At 32.7% G+C, this 20825-nt stretch carries 17 protein-coding genes; 3 read left to right on the forward strand and 14 right to left on the reverse strand.

Going from position 1 to position 20825, the window contains the following annotated elements; genetic code table 11:
- Nucleotides 1-3: 3 nt before the first annotated feature.
- From argJ to BLP68_RS10050, 10 genes are all read right to left on the reverse strand, one after another.
- Entirely contained in the window at nucleotides 4-1224 is a 1221-nt protein-coding gene (gene argJ, locus BLP68_RS10005; RefSeq protein ID WP_091543058.1) for a bifunctional glutamate N-acetyltransferase/amino-acid acetyltransferase ArgJ, read from the reverse strand.
- A 19-nt stretch (nucleotides 1225-1243) separates the two neighbouring features.
- The gene (argC, locus tag BLP68_RS10010) at nucleotides 1244-2290 is read right to left on the reverse strand and encodes an N-acetyl-gamma-glutamyl-phosphate reductase (RefSeq protein ID WP_091543059.1); all 1047 of its coding nucleotides are present in this window, start codon (nucleotides 2288-2290) and stop codon (nucleotides 1244-1246) included.
- 200 nt (nucleotides 2291-2490) lie between these two features.
- The gene (locus tag BLP68_RS10015; protein WP_091543061.1) at nucleotides 2491-2883 is read right to left on the reverse strand and encodes a hypothetical protein; all 393 of its coding nucleotides are present in this window, start codon (nucleotides 2881-2883) and stop codon (nucleotides 2491-2493) included.
- A gap of 44 nt (nucleotides 2884-2927) precedes the next feature.
- Complete coding sequence (locus BLP68_RS10020; RefSeq protein WP_143003085.1) at nucleotides 2928-3320, reverse strand: YtxH domain-containing protein; 393 nt, start codon at nucleotides 3318-3320, stop codon at nucleotides 2928-2930.
- A gap of 264 nt (nucleotides 3321-3584) precedes the next feature.
- A complete protein-coding gene (locus BLP68_RS10025; protein WP_330389133.1) occupies nucleotides 3585-5534 on the reverse strand; it encodes a type I glutamate--ammonia ligase in 1950 nt (649 codons plus the stop codon).
- Between the two features lie 299 nt (nucleotides 5535-5833).
- Entirely contained in the window at nucleotides 5834-6103 is a 270-nt protein-coding gene (locus BLP68_RS10030; RefSeq protein ID WP_091543063.1) for an HPr family phosphocarrier protein, read from the reverse strand.
- A gap of 105 nt (nucleotides 6104-6208) precedes the next feature.
- On the reverse strand, nucleotides 6209-8398 hold the full coding sequence (locus BLP68_RS10035) for an HD domain-containing phosphohydrolase (RefSeq protein WP_091543064.1): 2190 nt from the start codon (nucleotides 8396-8398) through the stop codon (nucleotides 6209-6211).
- 168 nt (nucleotides 8399-8566) lie between these two features.
- Nucleotides 8567-9781 (reverse strand): fused response regulator/phosphatase, encoded by a 1215-nt coding sequence (locus BLP68_RS10040; protein ID WP_091543067.1) that lies wholly within the window; start codon nucleotides 9779-9781, stop codon nucleotides 8567-8569.
- Between the two features lie 163 nt (nucleotides 9782-9944).
- The gene (locus tag BLP68_RS10045; protein ID WP_091543070.1) at nucleotides 9945-11018 is read right to left on the reverse strand and encodes an HD-GYP domain-containing protein; all 1074 of its coding nucleotides are present in this window, start codon (nucleotides 11016-11018) and stop codon (nucleotides 9945-9947) included.
- Nucleotides 11019-11156: 138 nt separating this feature from the next.
- Nucleotides 11157-11870, reverse strand: coding sequence for an MgtC/SapB family protein (locus tag BLP68_RS10050; RefSeq protein WP_091543071.1), 714 nt, complete (start codon nucleotides 11868-11870; stop codon nucleotides 11157-11159).
- A 183-nt stretch (nucleotides 11871-12053) separates the two neighbouring features.
- On the opposite strand from BLP68_RS10050, the gene BLP68_RS10055 reads away from it, so the two are divergent.
- Nucleotides 12054-13685, forward strand: coding sequence for an MBL fold metallo-hydrolase RNA specificity domain-containing protein (locus BLP68_RS10055; RefSeq protein WP_091543073.1), 1632 nt, complete (start codon nucleotides 12054-12056; stop codon nucleotides 13683-13685).
- A gap of 138 nt (nucleotides 13686-13823) precedes the next feature.
- Nucleotides 13824-15953: an HD domain-containing phosphohydrolase gene (locus BLP68_RS10060; RefSeq protein WP_091543075.1), complete on the forward strand. Its 2130-nt coding sequence runs from the start codon at nucleotides 13824-13826 to the stop codon at nucleotides 15951-15953.
- 87 nt (nucleotides 15954-16040) lie between these two features.
- Here the strand turns inward: BLP68_RS10060 and BLP68_RS21745 are convergent, their stop codons facing one another.
- The 3 genes from BLP68_RS21745 to BLP68_RS10070 all read right to left on the reverse strand — a co-directional run bounded on the left by BLP68_RS21745 (nucleotide 16041) and on the right by BLP68_RS10070 (nucleotide 18415).
- A complete protein-coding gene (locus BLP68_RS21745) occupies nucleotides 16041-16187 on the reverse strand; it encodes a hypothetical protein (protein ID WP_176758962.1) in 147 nt (48 codons plus the stop codon).
- Nucleotides 16188-16442: 255 nt separating this feature from the next.
- Entirely contained in the window at nucleotides 16443-17285 is an 843-nt protein-coding gene (locus tag BLP68_RS10065) for a L,D-transpeptidase family protein (RefSeq protein ID WP_091543077.1), read from the reverse strand.
- A gap of 113 nt (nucleotides 17286-17398) precedes the next feature.
- Entirely contained in the window at nucleotides 17399-18415 is a 1017-nt protein-coding gene (locus tag BLP68_RS10070; RefSeq protein WP_091543078.1) for a nucleoid-associated protein, read from the reverse strand.
- Between the two features lie 275 nt (nucleotides 18416-18690).
- On the opposite strand from BLP68_RS10070, the gene BLP68_RS10075 reads away from it, so the two are divergent.
- Nucleotides 18691-19161 carry a GNAT family N-acetyltransferase gene (locus BLP68_RS10075; protein ID WP_176758963.1) on the forward strand — a complete coding sequence of 157 codons (471 nt, stop codon included), beginning with the start codon at nucleotides 18691-18693 and terminating at the stop codon, nucleotides 19159-19161.
- A gap of 48 nt (nucleotides 19162-19209) precedes the next feature.
- Here the strand turns inward: BLP68_RS10075 and BLP68_RS10080 are convergent, their stop codons facing one another.
- Nucleotides 19210-20772: a stalk domain-containing protein gene (locus BLP68_RS10080; protein WP_091543082.1), complete on the reverse strand. Its 1563-nt coding sequence runs from the start codon at nucleotides 20770-20772 to the stop codon at nucleotides 19210-19212.
- Between the last annotated feature and the right edge of the window lie 53 nt (nucleotides 20773-20825).

The raw sequence follows: 20825 nt of genomic DNA on the forward strand, positions 1-20825 counted from the left end.
ATATTATGTTCTGTAGGCTCCGTTTATTTTTACATACTCATATGATAAGTCACAGCCCCAACCCTTAGCACTTTCTTTTCCTTGATTAAAATCTACAATTACTTTTATATCTTGATGCTTCAAAAGGACTGACATGTCTTCTTCAGAATAATTAGTTCCTTGACCTGCCTCAACAATCTTTATTGTTCCACCATCGCTCTTAAGGGTAATTGCTATCTTATCCATTGTGAGATCTACTCCTGCATAGCCAATACTGCACAATATTCGACCCCAGTTCCCATCCTCTCCAAAGAAGGCAGTTTTTACAAGATTAGAGGTTAATATACTTTTTATAGTCTGTCTCGCATCTTCAATAGAGTTACAGTTTATTGCTTCAACCTCTATGAATTTTGTGGCACCTTCCCCATCTCTCACTATTGACTTAGCTAAATACTCATTAACATAGTAGAAGGCTTCTAAAAATTTATTTACTTCAGGATGCTGCCAATTCATTACTGCATTTTCTGCTAAACCATTTGCTATTACCGCCACCATATCATTAGTACTTGTGTCTCCATCCACTGTTATCATGTTATAGGTTTGCTGATTTATGATTTTTAAAGCATCATTTAAAAATTCACCATCTATATTTATGTCTGTTGTTATGAAGGCCAGCATTGTTGCCATATTAGGGTGTATCATTCCCGAACCCTTTGCAATTCCACCTATAACAACTTTTTTTTCATTAATGTTCACCGATACCGCAATATTTTTTATGGCTATATCCGTTGTCATTATTGCTTCCGTAGCCGCCCTTCCACCTTCATAGGAAAGTTTCTGAGATGCAGTTTTTATCCCCTTTAATACTATATCTATAGGAAGGGGCACCCCAATGACTCCTGTAGAAGCAACCAGTAAATTTTCCTTAGGGATATTTAGACTTTCCGATGCCATTTTCAGCATTTTATGAGAGTCTTCTAAACCCTTAATACCTGTACAGGCATTGGCATTTCCGCTATTTACTACTATTCCCTGCAGTTTTCCTGATTCAATATTGGTCTTTGAGACTATAATTGGAGCAGCACAAGCCTTATTTGTGGTAAAAACAGCAGCCCCTACACCCATTACCTCACTAGTAATTATTGCAATATCTTTTCTAGATTTTTTTAGCCCTGCATGTATACCACTGGCTAAAAATCCTTTTGGTGAAGTTACGTCTCCATCGTAAATTTCGAAAATTTTCATATGATTCCCTCCTCTATATTTATGGCCACTGGGACATCTGATTAAGTCCCATACCCTCATCAAATCCTAGAATTATGTTCATGTTTTGTACTGCTTGCCCTGCTGCACCCTTTATAAGGTTATCTATAGCAGAAATTATTATTATTCTACCTGTACGATCATCAATTTTCACGGCAATGTCACAGTAGTTTGTTCCGGTTACTGCCTTAGTTTGTGGCAAATCACCTTCCGTCAATAATCGAATAAATCTCTCATTCTTATAGTTAATATTAAATATTTCCTCAATATCTTTAGATTTAAGATCTTTTGAATTTTCAAGATATATTGTACTTAAAATGCCTCTAGTCATAGGTATAAGGTGGGGCGTAAATTGTATAATAACTTCTTTTTCCACCATTAATGACAATTGTTCCTCTATCTCCGGTATATGCCTGTGACTTGCTATACTATATGCTTTTACATTTTCATTACATTGGGAAAATAGTATAGAATCCGATGGATTTCTCCCAGCTCCAGAAACTCCCGATTTCGAATCAATTATTATATTCTGTAGACTTGTGGCATCTTCTTTAAGTAAGGGATATAGCGGCAATAAAATACTGGTGGGGTAACACCCTGGATTTGCTATAATTTGCCCCATTTTAATATCTTCTCGATGGACTTCACATAATCCATATACTGATTTCTTTAGTTCTTCTTCTGCTTCATGTTTAACTCCATACCATTGTTCATATACACCTTTATTTGATATTCGAAAATCTGCCGATAGGTCTATGACCCTTTTACCTTCTGAAGAGGCTATTTTTACCGCCTTTTGACTTAAGCCGTGGGGTAATGCACAAAATAGGATGTCGATTTCATCTATCCAGCTTAAGTTATTAAGGTCAGCTGTATTACAATGCATATCAATCTCATTATAAAGGTTAGGATAAACTGAACTGTATTTTTTTCCATTGTAGCTTCTAGAATCCAAAAATTTTATTTGAACCGCGGAATGACCTGTCAATAGTCGTGTTAGCTCGGCTCCTGCATATCCTGTCGCTCCTAATATACCAACTTTAACCATATATTTCTCCCCCTTTATATAATGTATATTTATTTTATTTAATGTATATTTATACGTTTTTAAATATAATACACTACTTTGATAAAAAATACAATAGTTTTTATATTTATTCATAAATGATCAAAAAAAAAAGACCCTTCAAAGTCCCTTTACAAAATCAAAAGGATATTACTCCATTAATAGGAATAATATCCTTTTGATTATTTAAACAATCCTTTTTTCTTTTCCTTAACAAATATCCCTCTTAAAATGCTTAACAGCTGTAAGACATCTCCAATGGGTTCAACAATATCCTCAGAAACCATTTGAGCAGTTGCTGCAGCATATCCTACTGTTTCCTCGATATTCTTTATAGCTCCATGAACATGCTTCATTTCTTCATTTGCCATATAGGTAATCTCTTCTAAGTTATGTAAAACTTTAGGTAAACTCCTTAATGAATCATCTATATTCTTTTCATTCCTTGAAAGCTGATCCTTAACCTGTTTAAGTACATCATTTAACTTTAATATTACCATCAAAATTAACCCAAATAAGATGATTGCTAGAGGAGTTAGAATTATAGCCACTAATATACCCATATCAATATACATTTTTTAAAACCTCCATTAAATTTTCATTTGTTTACTCCTTTAGATTACTTCTTATCTGCCTCTTCTTCTTCTTCCAGAACATCTTCAGCAACTGCAACATCAGCCTTTGCATTTACCTTTTCCTTCACCAGGATCATTTTTTCATTGAATACCTCCTTCTTATCTTCAACAAAATCCCCCAGCTTTTCTTTACCCTCTATTATATTGTTTTCTAAAATCTCTTTAGCCTTCTCTAGTTCTTCTTTAGCCTTTTTCCTAGTGTTTTCACCTTTATCAGGAGCATAAAACACACCTACAAGGCCCCCAATAAAGGTTCCAAGGGCTAGCCCTTTTGCTATGCCTTTTTTTCTTTCTTTTGCCTTCTCTCTCTTGGCTCTATCAGGATCTAACATCTTTTTAACGGCCTCAACTTTTTCTTCCATTCTTTTTAGATTCATCCCATTCACTCCTTTATTTTCTTAATAATCATATAGATACCCATTAAAAGTGATCTAAAACTATACACTAATATTACAATATTCGATTATTGATTATAATTTCCTTTTTCTTCTTTTTATTTTTGTTATATTTTTTTACTATGCTATGATTAATATTTAAATTTAAGTGGTACTATGTTATATTATGACAATATAAAACCCAGCTTTGTCATGATATAAAGTCATGAGCTGGGTTTAAAAATTAGTATTTATGCTGTTGAATTCTTAGTTGTAAAATCCATTAACTTCTATTAATAAATTCCTTCTATATATAATGTATGCAGTCTTCAATTGTGAAATTTTCTCTGCCATTTCTACTTGTAAATTGGATGCTATATCATAATTCCCTTCTTCTATAGCCTCTCTTATTCTAGTAAATAGTGATTTGCTAGTCAAACTATCCTTCATTAACGTGTTTCTTAAAGCATTGATTCTTTCCCAATTGACTACATCTAAATCTGTAACATTATCAATATCTTTTAGCTTTTTACAATGTCTTACAATAGCCATATTATTTGGAATAATTCTACCAACCAATTCTGTAATCCATTGATCTATTGTAGCTGCTCTATAGGAGTGTATGATGGCTTCATTAAAAACCGATCCATCAAAAAGCACTTCAATTTTTTCAGAATTATTTTTAAAGCCCATTAAATTTTCCCATACAGTTGCAGGTGGCTTTCCAAAAGATATATTTCTTTCTTCCTCTGTATAATCTTCAAATACATCTTTTTCGCTGCGATAGCATCGTTCTTTTTCTAAATATAGCTTTTCTTCACCAGCTGCTTTAGAGAATTCAATATCTAGCTCTTTATTTGTTAGCTTGCTGGTGACTGCAAATTTAATACCATCCAGCATTCCCAAATATGATGCGCTTACATATAGATAGGTATTTGAGTATGGGTTGGGTGCCCTTAGTTCATATCTTGTAGATAATGAATTATTTAAGTCTCTTACTAGTCCAACTAAAACTGTTCTATTCCTAGATGGAAAATCAGGTGAATGACCAACTGATCCCACTATACAAATAGGTGCCTCGAAGCCTGGTTTTAATCTATTCAATGCATCGTTAGTTGCGGTTACGAATGGATTTATAACCTCATAATTCTTCAATAGACCCATTAATGCCCCCCAACCAATAGTGCTAACATATTCTTCAGTCATTGATTTAGGAGAAAATAAATTCTTTATTTTTCCATTCTTAAGCTTTATACTTGCCCCCATATGAGTATGTTTACCACTTCCAGCCACTCCTTCAATCGGCTTCGCTCTAAAGGTTACCTCAAGGCCATATCTTTCAAATGTTTCTTCAATGAATTCTCTAATAAACAATTCATTATCAGCACACTGTAAGGCTGTACTATACTTCCAGTCTATCTCCAGCTGCTCCATTACATGATTTAATTTTCCAGTACCAGCAATTTTAGCTGTAACTCCACCAACTTCCTTGTGTCCCATTTCAGGCTCAAATCCATAGGCTTCAAGAAGTAGCATTGCTTCCTCCAAGGCTGTTCTAACCGAACCCTTAGTTCGTTTCCAATATTGCTCCTTCAGCATTTGAGAAGTTGATAGTTTTTCTTCATCAGCCAAGTCTTCTGGGGTTTTAACCCAAAATTCAAGCTCGGTAGCAGTAGTTAATGATATTTCGTCTATTTCATCTATAGATTTTATATCAAATTCATTCAATACATGAGGATATTTATTGAATAATTCCGTTAATTGATCACTAAAGTAATCCACTGTTCGCTTAAGTACTGCACGTGAGTCAACTAAATTATTATTATGCTCTAAAAATGAAGGAATCCTTAGTGTTCCAATAGGAAGACCTGTTTCGTCATCTAAGTATTCATAGTTATAATCTATAAACCAGTTAACATTTATATCTGGAATAATATCTACCCTTGCGTTATTAAGAGTTGCTATCTCATGCAGAACAACACTGGAGCCATCTGTTTGAACTCCTACTTTAAGAAAGCCGTCAATATCTTCTAGAAATAAAGATATGGGTATTTTTTCATCTGTACTATTACCACCGAGATCTACACCAACAAGTGAAACAAATTTTATTGATGGATGGGCCAGTAATAATTTAGTTAATATTTCTTTGTCGTGGGTCCATGGTGGTAAGAAATAAAGTATTGATTGTGACATTAATTCTTCTAAATTTTTTTTCATATAAATACCTCCTTTTCATTTAAAGTGAACATTATTTACTTGGCATTAATTTTTGTTCGCATTATAGCGAAATATATTCTACTTATTTAAATTTTAATATTGATTATACAGTATTTTTTTGTATATGTAAACAGTTAAATGTAAAAATATTAAATTTCATTAAAATTTATTCACGTTTTTGTTGCCTTTAGTAATTCATTAGTATTTTAACCTCATTTGTTCTGAATAACCATTAATAATATAAAAAAAATACCAAATATAAATTTGGCATAAATTTAATATGAATATTTTATTATATTCTAATCCTTTTCTTTTAGTTCCTTTTCTATTAGCTTGATCATTACATTTAAGGCCCTTTCTTCGTCTGGTCCTTCTACTCTTAAAATAAGTTCATCTCCCTTTAGAGCTCCCATGCTGAGGACATTCATAATACTTTTACAGTTAAATACATTTCCATCCTTTACAAAATAAATGTCAGATTTAAAGCCTGTGGCTTCCTTCACCACCAAGCTCGCTGGTCTTGCATGAAGACCAATCTCATTTTGAATAACTACCTTTTTCTCTAACATTCATATTTCCCTCCTATTTATAAATATATAATTCTTATTAATATCATTACTTAGTAGCTTTATTAATATCCTTTTACTAAATATATAATATACTGAGTCCTCTGTCTACTTGAATGTTCTATTCTTTTTATTTTCCATAGCCTTTATAAATAAATCAACTAAATCAGAATCGAACTGCGTTCCACTATTTCTTCTTAATTCCTCTAAGGCATCTGATGTTTTCATCGCTCCACGATATGATCTTATTGTTGTCATAGCATCAAAGGCATCTGCAATTGTTACTATTCTTGTAAGCTGAGGAATATCTTTTCCTATTAATCCATCTGGATATCCGGTTCCATCAAAGCGTTCATGATGATTTCGAATAATAGATAAAGACTCCCGTAAAAATTTAAGCCCCATTAATAATTTCTCACCTATTTGAGGATGTTCTTGAATTAGTTTAAATTCTTCATTAGTTAAATTCTCTTTTTTTAGTAATATTTCATCTGGTATACCCATCTTTCCTATATCATGCAGTATACTACCATATCTTAATATATTCATTTTTTCATGAGATAAACCAATTTTCTTACCTATCATAAGACTATAGTTCATTACTCTTTCACTATGCCCCTTTATATAGCTATCCTTTAACTCCATTCCCTTAACAAGGGAAACAATAACCTCGAAATATGTTTCTTCTATTTGATTAAGCAATTGACTATTATGAAGTGCAATAGATATCATTTTTGATAATTGCTTTAAAAATGGTATATAGCCTAAGTTAATATTTACAGCTCTATAGCTGATAACACCTATGATATCATTTTCTTCATTACATATTGGGAGTTGAAGCAGCATTTTATACTTTTCATCCTCTGGAAATCTTGCGATATATCTTTCATCGTCATAAACATCAGGAATGAATAATTCAGTCTTATTTTCAATCATCCATTTAAATGTACCTTCATTTGATTTAAAGTTCATCATTGCTACTTCATCATCTGTATAGTTTAAATATGATTTAACCTTAAATGCTCGTTCCTCTTTATAGTGTAAAAACAACGCAGATCTATCAGCCTGCACCATCTCTTGTGTATGTACCAATATCATTTCCATTAGATTTTGGAAGTCTGTGACAGTGTAAAGGTTTTCCCCCAATTGATTAATAAGCTTTTGCTTCTGTAGGTTATTAACTATCTCTTCATGTGCCCACATTAATTTTTGATTGGTGTTAATAATCTCTTCAGTGCTAGCTGCCAACTCCTCATTTAGGGATTGTAGTTCCTCATCTCTAATGCAAATAGCTTCAACAGTTTTATTGAATTGAACTCCAATTTCGCCAACTTCGTCATTATTTTCCACTTCAACCTGTAGTATGTAATTGCCATCCTCAACTTTTTTCATATCTTGTATAAGCTTTTGTACTTGTTTTAAAAACCTTCCTATACCCATTGCCATAGATATAACTAACATCAACAAAACTACTGCAAAAGCAATTGCAGCCTTTGTAAACAATTCTATAATCGGTTTATATAGGTGTATTGAATCTATTGATATTACAATACCCCACCCCACCTCTTCAAGGCTGGCGAAAAAAGCTATTTTGTTATTACCTTCGCTATCAGAATAATGAAGGTAGCCGCCATCCTTATTTATAAGCTCCCTCTTTGTAAGTAGTTGACAAAGCTCTTCAGCTTCTATTTTTTCTGACCTAATATATACTTCTCCAGCTGTGCTACAAAGAAAAGCATCTCCATTTCCATCAATTTTAAGATTATAAACTAACTGTTGAATTTCTTCCACCAAAATTGCCCCAATTAGAATTCCTATCGATTCTTCTGCCTCAACAATAGGAACAGCTATTACCACCTGATACATATTATCTGATCTTGAAAATAAAGGTGGTGAGACTACTACATTACCAGTAGCAAGTGCTTCATCTATATATTTTCGATCCGATAGGTCTCCCAGCTCATCTGTTCCTGTTATAAAGTAAGTTTTGTCTGGATATACTAATCCAATTTTTTGAAAAACACTATCTATTAAACGTTTCTCTACTTTTGGTTTAACCCTTTGCCAATCCATACTTTGTATATAATCCTGCTTACTCATTTCTATAAGCTGATGCTTCCCACTAAGTAAAAGAGTTTCTATTTCCTTCGACTGAATATGTATACTAGCAATTGCCTTTTTATGTTCAATCTCAATTACATATGCTTGTATTCTACTGAAGCTCATTACCCATAGAAGTACAAATCCGATAATCAAAATTATTAAGTTATATATTGGTAATTTATACTTTAGCTTCATAGAAATCTCCTTATGATGATATTTAATTTACATTTAGAAAATCTCGATATATAAAAACCCTTCTACAATAAATTCTTTCTTTTCCTACAAATTCCTGCATAAAATACCATTAATAATATATTTCGGAAATTGGAATATAGTAATAAAGACCCCATTACAATGGGGCCTCTAAATAAATTTTATCCATTTCATTTCTAAAATAGATATATCATCCTTTATATAAGCTTGACTTCTAGTTAATTTTTTCAAATTTAGTGTGAAGTGATGATTTTCAAAATTAATTTCGTTCTTAAAATAATCAATTATGCCTTCATATTCTAATGACTTTCCTTCTTCATCCTTAATTTCCATTAACCCATCGGTATAAACAATTATTGTATCTCCCGTATCAAGACATACTGTTTTCTCTTCATAACCTTCTCCGAATTCAAACCCAATAGGAGTGCCGTATCCGTCTAATTCAGACATAGCGCCGTCATTTTTTATTAAAATAGGCGAAGGATGAGCTGCTCTAACATATTTTAAGACTCCTGTCTTTACGTTTAATACCATATAAAATATTGTAAAATAATGCTTGTACTTATCAAATGGAAATCTTTTATTAAGATAGTTAATCACCTCTAATGGCGAAATTATCTCGTAAAAAGGGAACTCATTTATCTTTCTCTTCAAAGGCGATCCTCTTTCTACATCAAGAATTAAAAACTCAGAAAGTGCAACTGCAAGCATCGAGGAAGCAACTCCATGTCCCATGACATCTATCATGTACAAGCCCATATGATCATCATCTAGCATAAAAGCATCGAAAATGTCTCCTCCGACCTTTCCAGAGGGCTGAAAATGCCAAATAAAAGAGCAGTTGGGGATATTCCCAAGGGTTTTAGGAATTAATGATTCTTGTATCTTAGCTGCTAAGGATAAATTTCTCTCTAATTCCACCTTTTGATTCTGTATTACAGAAATGCTTTCCTCAAGCGCTTTCTGGGTGGATTTTATCTTTCTTTGAAGCTTAACTATTTTAAGCTGATTTTTAATTTTAAGAATTAACTCTGATTCATGATAGGGTTGTTCTATATAATCATTAACCTCAAGATTTATAAAATCAATCTTATATCTTTCAGCAGTGCCGTTAAATTGTACAATAAAAGGAATTTCTCTTAAAATATTATGTTCCTTTATACCCTTAAAGGTCTCTATTCCATTGTCTTGGCCTTCGAAACTGTTGAGGATAATCAGATCTGGCATCACTTCTAGAATCGCCCTATTGGTTTCTTCTTTAACTGCCATTTGAATTACTTCATATCCATATCTTCTTAATAGGTCCTTCATAAAGCAAGGAATGCTTTCTTGCGGCTGGAGTATAAGTATCTTTGTTGTAATCACTTGGAAATCCTCCTTTCGATTCTATATGAGGCTACCCATTATATCAACCAAACTACATCAAATTATTCAATTAGGTTATTATATTATAGCATAAAAGAGTTTTAATAAATTGTTATGTCGAATAATTGTTATAAAAAAGGAAAGGAGCACTACGTATGCTCCTTCAATCTTCAACAACCTCTTTAATAAAAAGCGTTAATTCCTTTAACAGATCTCTTTTTATATTTTTCTCATTTATTTTTACGATGGGTCTTAAGGGAAAACCTTTATAAAAGTCTACAACAGTCCCTTTTTCTCCATTATTAAGACTAACTTTTGTTCCTATCGGATAAACTGCAATATTTAGAATAAATTTTCTTGCCAATTCACGATCAATGTGACTATCCACAATACTCATTAGATACTCAACACCTCTATGGGGCAGTACTCCCTTTCTATATACTCTATCAGAGGTGATTGCATCATAAATATCACATATGGCAATTATACGTGAAAACAGATGTATACCATTACCCCTTAACCCCTTTGGATATCCATAACCATCTAATCTTTCATGATGCTCCCATGCAATTTTAGCCATTTCCTCACTATAGCCTAACTCATCTTTAATAATTTCATAGCCATATGTTGTATGCTTTTTCATAAGTGCCATTTCGATATCATTCAGCTTAGATGGCTTAGATAGGATTTTGTCGTCTATCTTAATTTTTCCAATATCATGCAATAATGCTGAATGTGCAATAATCCTAAGATACGTTTTATCAAATTTTAGAGCCTCACCCATAATTATTGCAAAAATTGCAACATCAATCGAATGAACATATGTATAAAAATCCTTCCTTCGAATCCCTTGAATACCTAAATATACTTGCTTATGTTCTGATATACAATTTACAAGCTCATTTGCAATCTCATTTAACACTTTTTTATCGAAGGTATGATTTTTCTTAAGATTTTCCATTTGCTGACTAAATTCGTTAAAGGAATGTTGGTATACTTCTTGAATCACTTCTATTTCCTTTAGGATTTCTTTGCTGATGTCAGGAACCTTTTCAATGTCTGGCTTGAAAATAGCAGCATCAGTATAAAAACAGTCAATATTATTCATAAGAAGCTTTCTTCTTAATAAAGCTGTCATTTCAGTACCATGCTTAATTAATACAGCACCATGTCCATTATAGAAGTCCTTTGGAATTGGTTCTCCATCTTTTATTTGAGATAAATATATTTTCTTCAAAAGCAGTTTCACTCCTTGAGTAATTAAAGGATAGCCAATATAAAATCAGCCTGTCTACTCTTTTAGTGTTCTTATCTTCGACAATAATATAACATTATACCATATTTTTCTATTTACATAAAGAATAATATGGTATATTTATCTATTTAAAGCTCCCTTCATGAGATATACTTCCTTCTCATCCCACGCTAATTGTTGAACGCCTGTAACCTTTCTTAATTCATCATGCACCTTCGTTAATTCTATATCTTCAGGCATTCTTATATGGAAAAGAATAGTTATTTTTTCTTCCCCTTTGTTACTGATGTTCTGAAGGTGAATATTTCTAATATTAATATTATAATGACCAAGTATTGATGATATATCTCCCAATAATCCTGGTCTATCTATTCCAGTGATTTTAATTGCTGAATATTTTTTTGATCTAGTCAATCTCATTTCAAATAGAGGAAGTATGATTAAGGAAAAAAGCACAAGAAGAGTAGCTATTAATGCTGCAGAATAAAATCCTATCCCTATTGTTAATCCTATACCTCCACTCATCCATAGACTTGCTGCTGTAGTTAAACCCCTTATATTGGAGCCTTCCCTTAGAATTGTACCAGCACCTAAAAAGCCTATACCGCTTACCACCTGTGATGCTAGTCGAGCAGGATCTCCACCATACCCGCCTTCACCAAACCCAATGAATCCATATACAGATATAATCATAATAAGACAAGAACCAAGGGTTACTAAAATATGGGTGCGAAAACCAGCAGGTCTATTATTCATTTCTCTTTCAAAGCCTATTATTCCACCTATTACTGTTGCCAATAGTAGTCTAATTGAAAGTTCAGCTATACTAATCATACAGATATCCCCCCCTTATGTATTTTATATTCTCTAATACACTTATCGGCTAAATTTAATAAAATAATAATACATAACTGTTAGCGAGGGTTTCTCATTACTTATTTATAGGATACAATAGAATGTATAAGGTTATAGAAAGTAAAAACCCAAATTAGATGATACACAAAGGAGGTAATAAATATGGACATTAAATTCTTAGGGGCTTCTAAGGTTGTTACGGGTTCAAATTTTTTAATTACTACAGAAAAGTATAAAATACTCATTGATTGTGGACTATTTCAAGGAAAGGAAGAGCTTGAAAGGTTAAACTATGAGGAATTTCAATTTATACCTTCAGAAATAGATTTTCTTATGCTTAGCCATGCCCATATTGACCATTCCGGTAGAATACCCAAGCTTGTTAAAGAAGGCTTTAAAGGTAAAATTATCTGTACCAAGGCAACTAAGGATCTAGCCGATATTATGCTAGTAGACAGTGGACATATACAGGAATCAGATGCAGAATGGCTTAATAAAAAGCGTAATCGAGCAGGTAAACCTCCCATACAACCCCTTTACACTTCTGAAGATGCTAGGCTAAGCCTTAATTACTTCGATCCAGTGTTATATAATCAGAAAGTCCAGCTCAATGAGGGAATTTCAGTACGTTTTAAAGACGCTGGTCATATTTTAGGTTCATCTATTTTAGAGCTTTGGATTACAGATAAGGCTGATACTGTTAAGATTGTGTATTCTGGTGATCTTGGAATTAAAGGGAAGCCTATTATTCGTGATCCTGAAACAATCGAAGAAGCAGATTATCTGATACTAGAATCTACATATGGGAATAGGCTCCACGAAGACTTAAATGGAAGAACCTCAAAACTTACAAACATTATTAATTCTACAGTTTCAAGAGGTGGAACTGTAATAATCCCTTCATTTGCTGTCGGTCGGACACAGGAGCTAATATATGAGCTAAAAAAATACTATGAAAATACAGATAATCTAGATGCATTTTTAAAAGTACCAATATATATAGATAGCCCTATGGCCATCTCTGCTACAGAAATATTTAAACGAAACTCCAATTGCTTTGATGATGAAGCAAAAAAAATTATTTTTGATGGTGTTGACCCATTAAATTTTGAAAATCTTCACTTTGTTAGAAGTCATCAGGAATCTATGCGATTAAATGAGGTTGATTTCCCTAAGGTTATTATTACAACAAATGGAATGTGTACAGCTGGACGAATTCGCCATCACTTAAAGCATAACCTATGGAAAAGTAAAAATAGTGTTGTCTTTGTTGGCTATCAAGCAGAGGGAACCCTGGGTCGAATCTTAAAGGATGGGGTCAAAAATGTTAAGCTTCTTGGAGAAGAAATTGCTGTTTTAGCTGAAATTCATAGTGTTGAAGGTTTTTCTGGTCATGCCGATCAAAGCAATTTAATTGATTGGGTGAAGGAATTTAAAAAGAGACCTAAGAAAATTTTTATAGTTCATGGTGAAGTAGATGCCAGCCAAGCATTATCAGAGAGAATTAGTAGCCAATTGGGAATTGACACTATTATTCCTGATGTAGGCCATACCTTCAAAATTGAAGATGATGTTTTAAAGGCCTATTCAGGAGAGCTGGTTGAACCACTTCAAAGGAAGGAAAATATTAAACAAGAGCTACAGGAGGTTTTTAATCAATTTGAAAATATAGTTTCAAAAACCAACCTATTTATAGATGATAAATTACTTGAAAAGAATTATGATGAGCTTAAAAATAAACTTCTGGAGCTTCAGAGGGAACTAATTGATATAACACTCTTGTTGGGTAAGTAGTTCACAAACTGTTGATTAATGTAATCAACAGTTTTTATTTATGGTTATTTCATTAGTTATGCAGGATTTTATGTTCCAACCTCGAATTCTAATTACATCAGATGTCATATTTTGACGTAATTTGGGGGTGGTGCTTATATGCAAAAGAAGATCAATCTGCTATCAAAAAAAATTACATGTAGACTATTAGCTTTTTTTATTGCTACTTCACTAATCCCTTTGATTGTATCTGTAACATACTTGTCAAACAGTATGGAAAAACAGCTTCTTCAATATCAAAACAAAGAAATAGAACAGTTAAGAGCACAAATTACTTATAACTTCTATAAATATCAGCAATATATGTCACTTATTGCTTATGATTATTCCTATTGGGATGATACTTACTATGCTATAATAAATGAAAATTGGGAATGGATTGATGAAAATATTATTGAGTGGTTACCAGAGGGAATGAATTTTACATATGCTGGAATTATCAATAATGAGTATGAGCTTCTAAGAGAAAATATTGATGGCTTCTATCATAAATATATGGATTTGATATTACCAACTCATAAGTTAAAAATGGCAGATTTTTATAAAGGGGAAGATTCTTTATATTTGACTACAGTTGTTGATGTGCTCAGCAACAGTGAGAATCTTCCACCTAATGGTAAGCTTATAGTTGCCGCTAGAGTTGATGAAGATTTTTTAATCAATAATATAAAATTAGTGGATGTTGATATTAACCTTCTATATAATAATAATTTAGTTATAAATGGCCAGCTGGAAGAGATTTTGAGAGTTAATAATCATACTAGTTACAAACAGATTGATGATAATTTACATATTTTTATTCCAGTTATTAATCAATGGGATGAAGTTTTAGCCTACGGAATAGCTACAATATCATACAGTTTTTATCAAAGAGCCTTAAATACATTAACTCACTCTCTTATTATAGTTTACTCTATTTGCTTCCTGCTATTGGCAATGGCTATTTTACTTATAAAACATAAGCTTTTCGACCCAATTAGCAAGGTTCAAGAGGTAATAAATAATATCCGTTTACTAAAAAAACCAGTAGTTATACCATTTGAACCAAAGGATGAGATTGGTCAATTGGCACATTCCTTTAACGATTTAGCAAAGGAAATAGATCAGCATAACCAACATCTAAAAAAGCTTAGTATTACTGATGAGATAACAACCCTTTATAATTATAGACATTTCATTACAAGAATTGATGAAAAAATATGTATTGGTAATCCATTTATACTTGCTTTTATCGAGATAGATTTTATTAAAACCTATAGTAACACCTTTACACGCACTAAAACTGACGAGCTATTACGTAAAATAGGTTGTCTATTTAAAAAGGTAATGCCAGCTGAAAATGAAGCATTTGTAGTTGGTCCTTCTACCTTTTCAATAATTTCCAATATTAATTCAGTAGATAATATAGTAGATAACATTAAGCAATTTCAACATGAGCTTACATTACTACAATTTTGGGGTAAGAATCGTTTACCTACAGATTTAATTCATGCTTCTGCAGGAATTTCAAAGTTTCCTCAGGAGGGAAATACTAAAGATTCATTGATTAAGCTGACGGATGATAAACTATACCGGGCATCCCATTTTATACATCAGCGAATTGGATCCTTTTATTCTGTATTCCATAATAGTAACCATGTAAACGATATTACAGATTTGAATCATCTTTACTCTGTTACTAGAACAATGATGTCAATTCTACAGGCCATGGACCCATACACACTATGTCATTCAGAAGGTGTGGCAAGATATGCATTAATTATAGGGGAAGGGATGAACTTATCTAACAAAGACCTGGAAACATTAAAATATAGTGCTTTGTTGCATGATATCGGAAAGATAGAATTAGGAAGCGAATTGCTTAATAAAAAAGATCCTTTAACGGAGGATGACTTTAAGAAAATTAAAATGCATACAATTTATGGTGTTAATATCCTATGTTCAATTGAAGGCTTTGGAGCCTTGCTTCCTATAATTCATTCTCATCACGAGTGGTATAATGGAAATGGATATCCTGATGGTCTGGAAGGGAAAAAAATACCTCTGTTGGCAAGAATCATTTCTGTTGCTGATGCTTATGATACTATGATAACCAATCGTCCCTATAGGACTAATACCAAAACCTCATCTGAGGCCATTGCTGAGTTGCGCCGCTGTTCTGGCACACAGTTTGATCCTATGGTGGTTGAAATCTTCATTAATTTAATCTCACAACAGAATCAAAAATAGTATCCTCTATATAGTTAGATAATAAGATAAAAAAAACCCAGAATGGGTTTTTTTATCTTATTATCTATTAATCTAATAGTAGCGCACTTATCTATTTAAGCACATCTTAATATCTTCTTTTCTCTTTTTTCTATTTTCCAACAAAACCTTATAAGCATCCTCAGCCTTACCATTATTCCATTGTTTCTGTCTGCTATACATTTTTTCCTTTAAAGGCTTCTTTTCCTTTATCAACTGAAACCCCTCCATTCTCTACTAATCCTTAAAATTCATTATATATTATTATTATTTTTATGCTGGTTCATGTATATTAATTCATTTACTTTCATTTTATATTCAACTTTTGAATGTGTCAAGTGCTAAAAGAATTTTTTATAGAAGCCATTTAATGCTTTATAATAATGAAAAAACAACAAAAAAGATGTGCTATTTAGACACATCTTTCTGCTTATATTATTATTTAATTATAGAAATACATTAATCGGGTTTTTATGGTTCTCTAATGTCAAAGAATTGGTCTCTAGAGAGTTGCAGCATATTATAGGTGTTTACCCCTACTATCCCATCGGCAATAAGATTAAAGTCTCGTTGAAAGCTTCTTACAGCCTCTTTAATTTCTTCATCATATATACCATCAATTTCACCCTCGTAATAACCTAATTCAGTCAATATTGTTTTGACTGTGAAGACATCCTGCCCTGGTGCTACACCAACATCCAATATTCTTCCTGTTATATTCTCACCAGTAATCTTAACGGGTGTACCCAAAGGAACAATATCATAAAGCTCATTTACATCTTCATTAAACATTCTTATACAGCCTCTACTTGCGGCTGTTCCTATGGATTCTGGAGTATCAGTTCCATGAATACCATAACCCCCCCATGGCACATTTATTCTCATCCAACGGGTACCAAAAGGACCTCCTGGGTTCATGGTTTTTTGAATTATCTGCCACTCTCCTACTGGAGTCGGTGTCTCAGGTCTTCCTACTGCTACTGGATAAGTCTCTAAGGTTTCATTAAATCTTTTTAAAAGTAAAATTTTTCTTTCCAAATCAATGTCTAATGTATAGCCTTCTTCAGGGATGGGGTACCTTTTATTAGGATCAAGTCCAATTGCATTCCATGTATCTGGCCCCACAATGCCATCTGGGTTTAAACCATAGTCTGCCTGAAAGCTTCTAACTGATTCGTAAACACCTTCATCGTAAACTCCATCTATACTATTTTCATAAAAGCCCAATTGCAGTAATCGTTCCTGTACATGCATTACATCGGGACCTTCCATATATGGGTCAAGCAATCTTAAGTATCTGCTGGCTATTTTCATATCACACTCCTCCTCAGTAACATCATACGAACAAACCAGAAAAGTGTGACTGCTATCAATATAAAACTACCTTTTTAAAACAGTTATTTTTATTAGGCTATATAGTAAGCTTCTTATTTATAGGAGATTGAGTCTATATTTTTTATTAATATAGATATAGTTCCATCTTGATTATTTATGAGCTCAACATGATTACTTTCATCTTCTAAAGATAAATTTATTTCTATTCCATGATTAGTCTTAATTTTCCTCTTTCTAAAAACCTTTTCAGCAATATCTTCTCTAATTTCCACTTCGTTTTCTTCGAATCCACTATTTAGCATGTGTTCTATATACTCTTCCTTAAGCTCACTATTATTTTTAAATACCCTATCAGTTATCTCTCGAATATCTATAGCTCCTTTTTCCTCAACACAGCCTAAAATTGCTTTTCCAAAGCTATCGGCTACCTCCATATCTTGATTGCAGTATTTTTTTGTGAATTTTTCTGTTATTTTTTTTAAATTTTTTGCTATTGTTACATCCGATTGTCTACCCTCACACTGTAGAAACTCCTCTGAAAAGTAGCATTTCTTTTCACCATTGATTTCATATTCCTTTTCAAGTAACTTAATGCTGTAATTATGTAATGATATAATGGCGCATTCATCTACTTTTTGATGAAGCCCAGGCAGCGTAGTCTGATGTTTAACAATGGTGTTTGTTCTAACCTCATCTGTTTCCTCTGTATAGTGGATAAAGGATGATCTATAATTAAACTTTAAAATACCTAAAAACCATTCATCCTGACATTGAAATGTACAAAACATAACATCAGCAGATGGAATAGAAGGATTTTTTATCATAATACTATATAAATACTTTGCCATTTCACCGCTGATCTCAATAAATTCTTGCTGGTCTTGGGATATTACCTCGGTAAATTTTTTAATTATATTATCAGATTCAATGAATGAGGCCTGTTTTAAATGATGATCTTTTAAGGCTTTAGATAGATGAGTTTCCATAAATTCTTGGATATCTTCATTGATTAAATGCTCCTTTAAAGACAATATAGGCATTCCAAGCTGAGTATCTAAAATATGTACAATAATTCTATTAATTGTTACATTTATTGATTTTTCCTCCATAATTTTAACTCCTTTTTAGCATAATATATTTTACATATTAGTTTTTTATAGCCTTGGTAATTATATCAGCTAAAATAAGAAATAACAACCGATAGAAAATTATAGATTTCTGCATTAATGGTTTATCCAACTCTTTCCAAAACCAACACAGGATGATAGAATAACTATGAGACAAAATTAATAATAAATGAATTACTATAAAAACTAGATGAATATAGATTAATAGAAGATGTCATTATTTGCAGCATCAACAGACTTACAAAAGGGGGATGACTATGTTAAATTTTCGCATTGCAAAACCAGAAGATAAAGAATATTTTGTTGAGGATTATCTGAAGCGTTATGGTGGTGATATTGAACTGGCCAACAAGCACGCAAAGGTATGTATAGAGGTGCATCGTTCTATAATTTTACATAACGACGACGATATTATTGGAAGTGTTACTTGGGCAATACGAGAAGGAATTAAATTAGGCTTAGTGGTAATTTTTCAAATGTCAATTGGTAAAGCAGAAAACCGTGGTAAGGGTTATGGTGGCATGCTTGTAAAGCATTGCATTAGAGATATAGAAACTTTCTTTGGTTTTAAAGGCTACAATCTACGTAGAATTTTCATAGGTATTAATGAGGGTAATTTAGCGGCCAGAAATATTTATAAAAAAAGTGGATTTAAAATTATAGCTGAGTTGAAGGATCATATAATAAAAAATGAAAAGGAACTGATATATGCCAAGGATTATTTTTAATATTAAAGCCCCCAAATTGGGGGCTTTAATGCTTGAACCTATATTACACTATTTACTTTCTATTATATCAAAGGCTCTTGGAACTAATTGTTGTAACCCTTTACCCCAGTTGGTTGCACCAGTAATTACATCAAGCTCATATGATTGATTTTCCATAGAATATTCTATCATGTCAGCAAGAATATCTAATTGAGCTCTACCTGCTAAAGTTGTTTCTGCAAAATTAGTATACCATCTTCCTTCTGGTCCTGAATAAGTAGGATTATGTTGCTTTGCTAAAGGATTACCTCTTTGGAATTCAATATAGTCAATTTCTTTAACTTCATTGTTTTCAGCTACTGCTAAAAGCTGTACATAGTAAGCACTATTTGCAGTAGTATCACCAATGAATACATAAATTACAGAATCATCATTTACTTCAACATCTGCTCTCATAGCGTGATATAGCGCTCCTGAAGCATATCTCTTCAAATCATGTCCCCAGCTGGTAGCTCCCGTTGCTACATCCACTAGGTTAGGATCTTGAGTATCAATTAATTGTCTTTCTCTTTCAGCGATAATAGCTACTGGGTCTACATTACGAGCATTAGACCATCTTTCAACATAACTAACACCTGCATCATTTTTACCACCATGCTCTTTTTTACTTTCTCCATTTTCCATATATGAATCATAATTTACATATACAATCTTTCCATCTTCAACCTTCATGTCAACTATAGAGGTCCAATCACCTGAAGCTAGACCAACTATTCTATAGGTACCATCTCTATAGCCATTAACCACTTCTCCACCAAGTTCTACCATTCTAGCTTCAGCTACATTTGAATACATTGCTTTAGCCATAGCTTTCTTTGATAATTCAACAAATTTATGATGGGTTGATGTAGCTGAGGTTACTAGATCTACTAAGCCTGGGTCTTGCTTTTCAACTAATTCTGCTGAGAATCCAGGTATTGCTTCCAATAGTATTTCCCAGTTATAACCATATTCTGGATTTGATTTTCCTAAGCCACTTTCCATGTCATACTCATCATATACAACGGCATCAATTTTACCATTTTTAACAGTTAGCTCTAGCTTAGGAAGTCTATTTCTGTTTGTACTATATAGTCCTACAGTAGTATAAACTCCATCCTTCATTTCAGCATTTCCATCAAAATAATAAACACTGTTGGTTTTAACATCTTCGTAATAGTATTGTCCAAGAACTTCTGCCAATTGATCTGCAGCTACTAAGGCCTTATTTTCAACGATTTCGAAGTTCACGTCATGCTTTACATTGTTTCTGAAAAAATTAAAGCTTTCCTCTGCTAATTCAGCAGTAGCATTAGGAGTGAAGCCTTCGCTATCTACAACATATATACTACGAGTTGCAGCTACATAATGAATATGTAGACCCATTTTTTCTACTACATCTCTAACAGGAAGCAAGGTTTTCCCATTCTTCCATAGTGTTGGTGTATCTAGTGTTTGATTTTCTCCATTAATAATTACAATTGCAGGGCGATCTCCAGGTACTGCAACTGGAGTATTGGCAAAAGCACCAATAACAAATAGTGGAATTGCCAATGCCGTAATTAATAAACCAGCTAATACTTTTTTCTTCATTTTTTCTCCTCCTTAATTTATGTTTTATAACCAACAACATTATTTTGGGTAAT

Source organism: Alkaliphilus peptidifermentans DSM 18978 (assembly GCF_900101495.1).
Lineage (GTDB): Bacteria > Bacillota > Clostridia > Peptostreptococcales > Natronincolaceae > Alkaliphilus_C > Alkaliphilus_C peptidifermentans.

What these genes read in the sequence shown, in the direction of transcription:
- argJ (WP_091543058.1), bottom strand. Translation starts at nt 1,224, where the DNA reads ATGAAAATTTTCGAAATTTACGATGGAGACGTAACTTCACCAAAAGGA.
- argC (WP_091543059.1), bottom strand. Translation starts at nt 2,290, where the DNA reads ATGGTTAAAGTTGGTATATTAGGAGCGACAGGATATGCAGGAGCCGAG.
- BLP68_RS10015 (WP_091543061.1), bottom strand. Translation starts at nt 2,883, where the DNA reads ATGTATATTGATATGGGTATATTAGTGGCTATAATTCTAACTCCTCTA.
- BLP68_RS10020 (WP_143003085.1), bottom strand. Translation starts at nt 3,320, where the DNA reads ATGAATCTAAAAAGAATGGAAGAAAAAGTTGAGGCCGTTAAAAAGATG.
- BLP68_RS10025 (WP_330389133.1), bottom strand. Translation starts at nt 5,534, where the DNA reads ATGAAAAAAAATTTAGAAGAATTAATGTCACAATCAATACTTTATTTC.
- BLP68_RS10030 (WP_091543063.1), bottom strand. Translation starts at nt 6,103, where the DNA reads ATGTTAGAGAAAAAGGTAGTTATTCAAAATGAGATTGGTCTTCATGCA.
- BLP68_RS10035 (WP_091543064.1), bottom strand. Translation starts at nt 8,398, where the DNA reads ATGAAGCTAAAGTATAAATTACCAATATATAACTTAATAATTTTGATT.
- BLP68_RS10050 (WP_091543071.1), bottom strand. Translation starts at nt 11,870, where the DNA reads ATGATTAGTATAGCTGAACTTTCAATTAGACTACTATTGGCAACAGTA.
- BLP68_RS10055 (WP_091543073.1), top strand. Translation starts at nt 12,054, where the DNA reads ATGGACATTAAATTCTTAGGGGCTTCTAAGGTTGTTACGGGTTCAAAT.
- BLP68_RS10060 (WP_091543075.1), top strand. Translation starts at nt 13,824, where the DNA reads ATGCAAAAGAAGATCAATCTGCTATCAAAAAAAATTACATGTAGACTA.
- BLP68_RS10065 (WP_091543077.1), bottom strand. Translation starts at nt 17,285, where the DNA reads ATGAAAATAGCCAGCAGATACTTAAGATTGCTTGACCCATATATGGAA.
- BLP68_RS10070 (WP_091543078.1), bottom strand. Translation starts at nt 18,415, where the DNA reads ATGGAGGAAAAATCAATAAATGTAACAATTAATAGAATTATTGTACAT.
- BLP68_RS10075 (WP_176758963.1), top strand. Translation starts at nt 18,691, where the DNA reads ATGTTAAATTTTCGCATTGCAAAACCAGAAGATAAAGAATATTTTGTT.
- BLP68_RS10080 (WP_091543082.1), bottom strand. Translation starts at nt 20,772, where the DNA reads ATGAAGAAAAAAGTATTAGCTGGTTTATTAATTACGGCATTGGCAATT.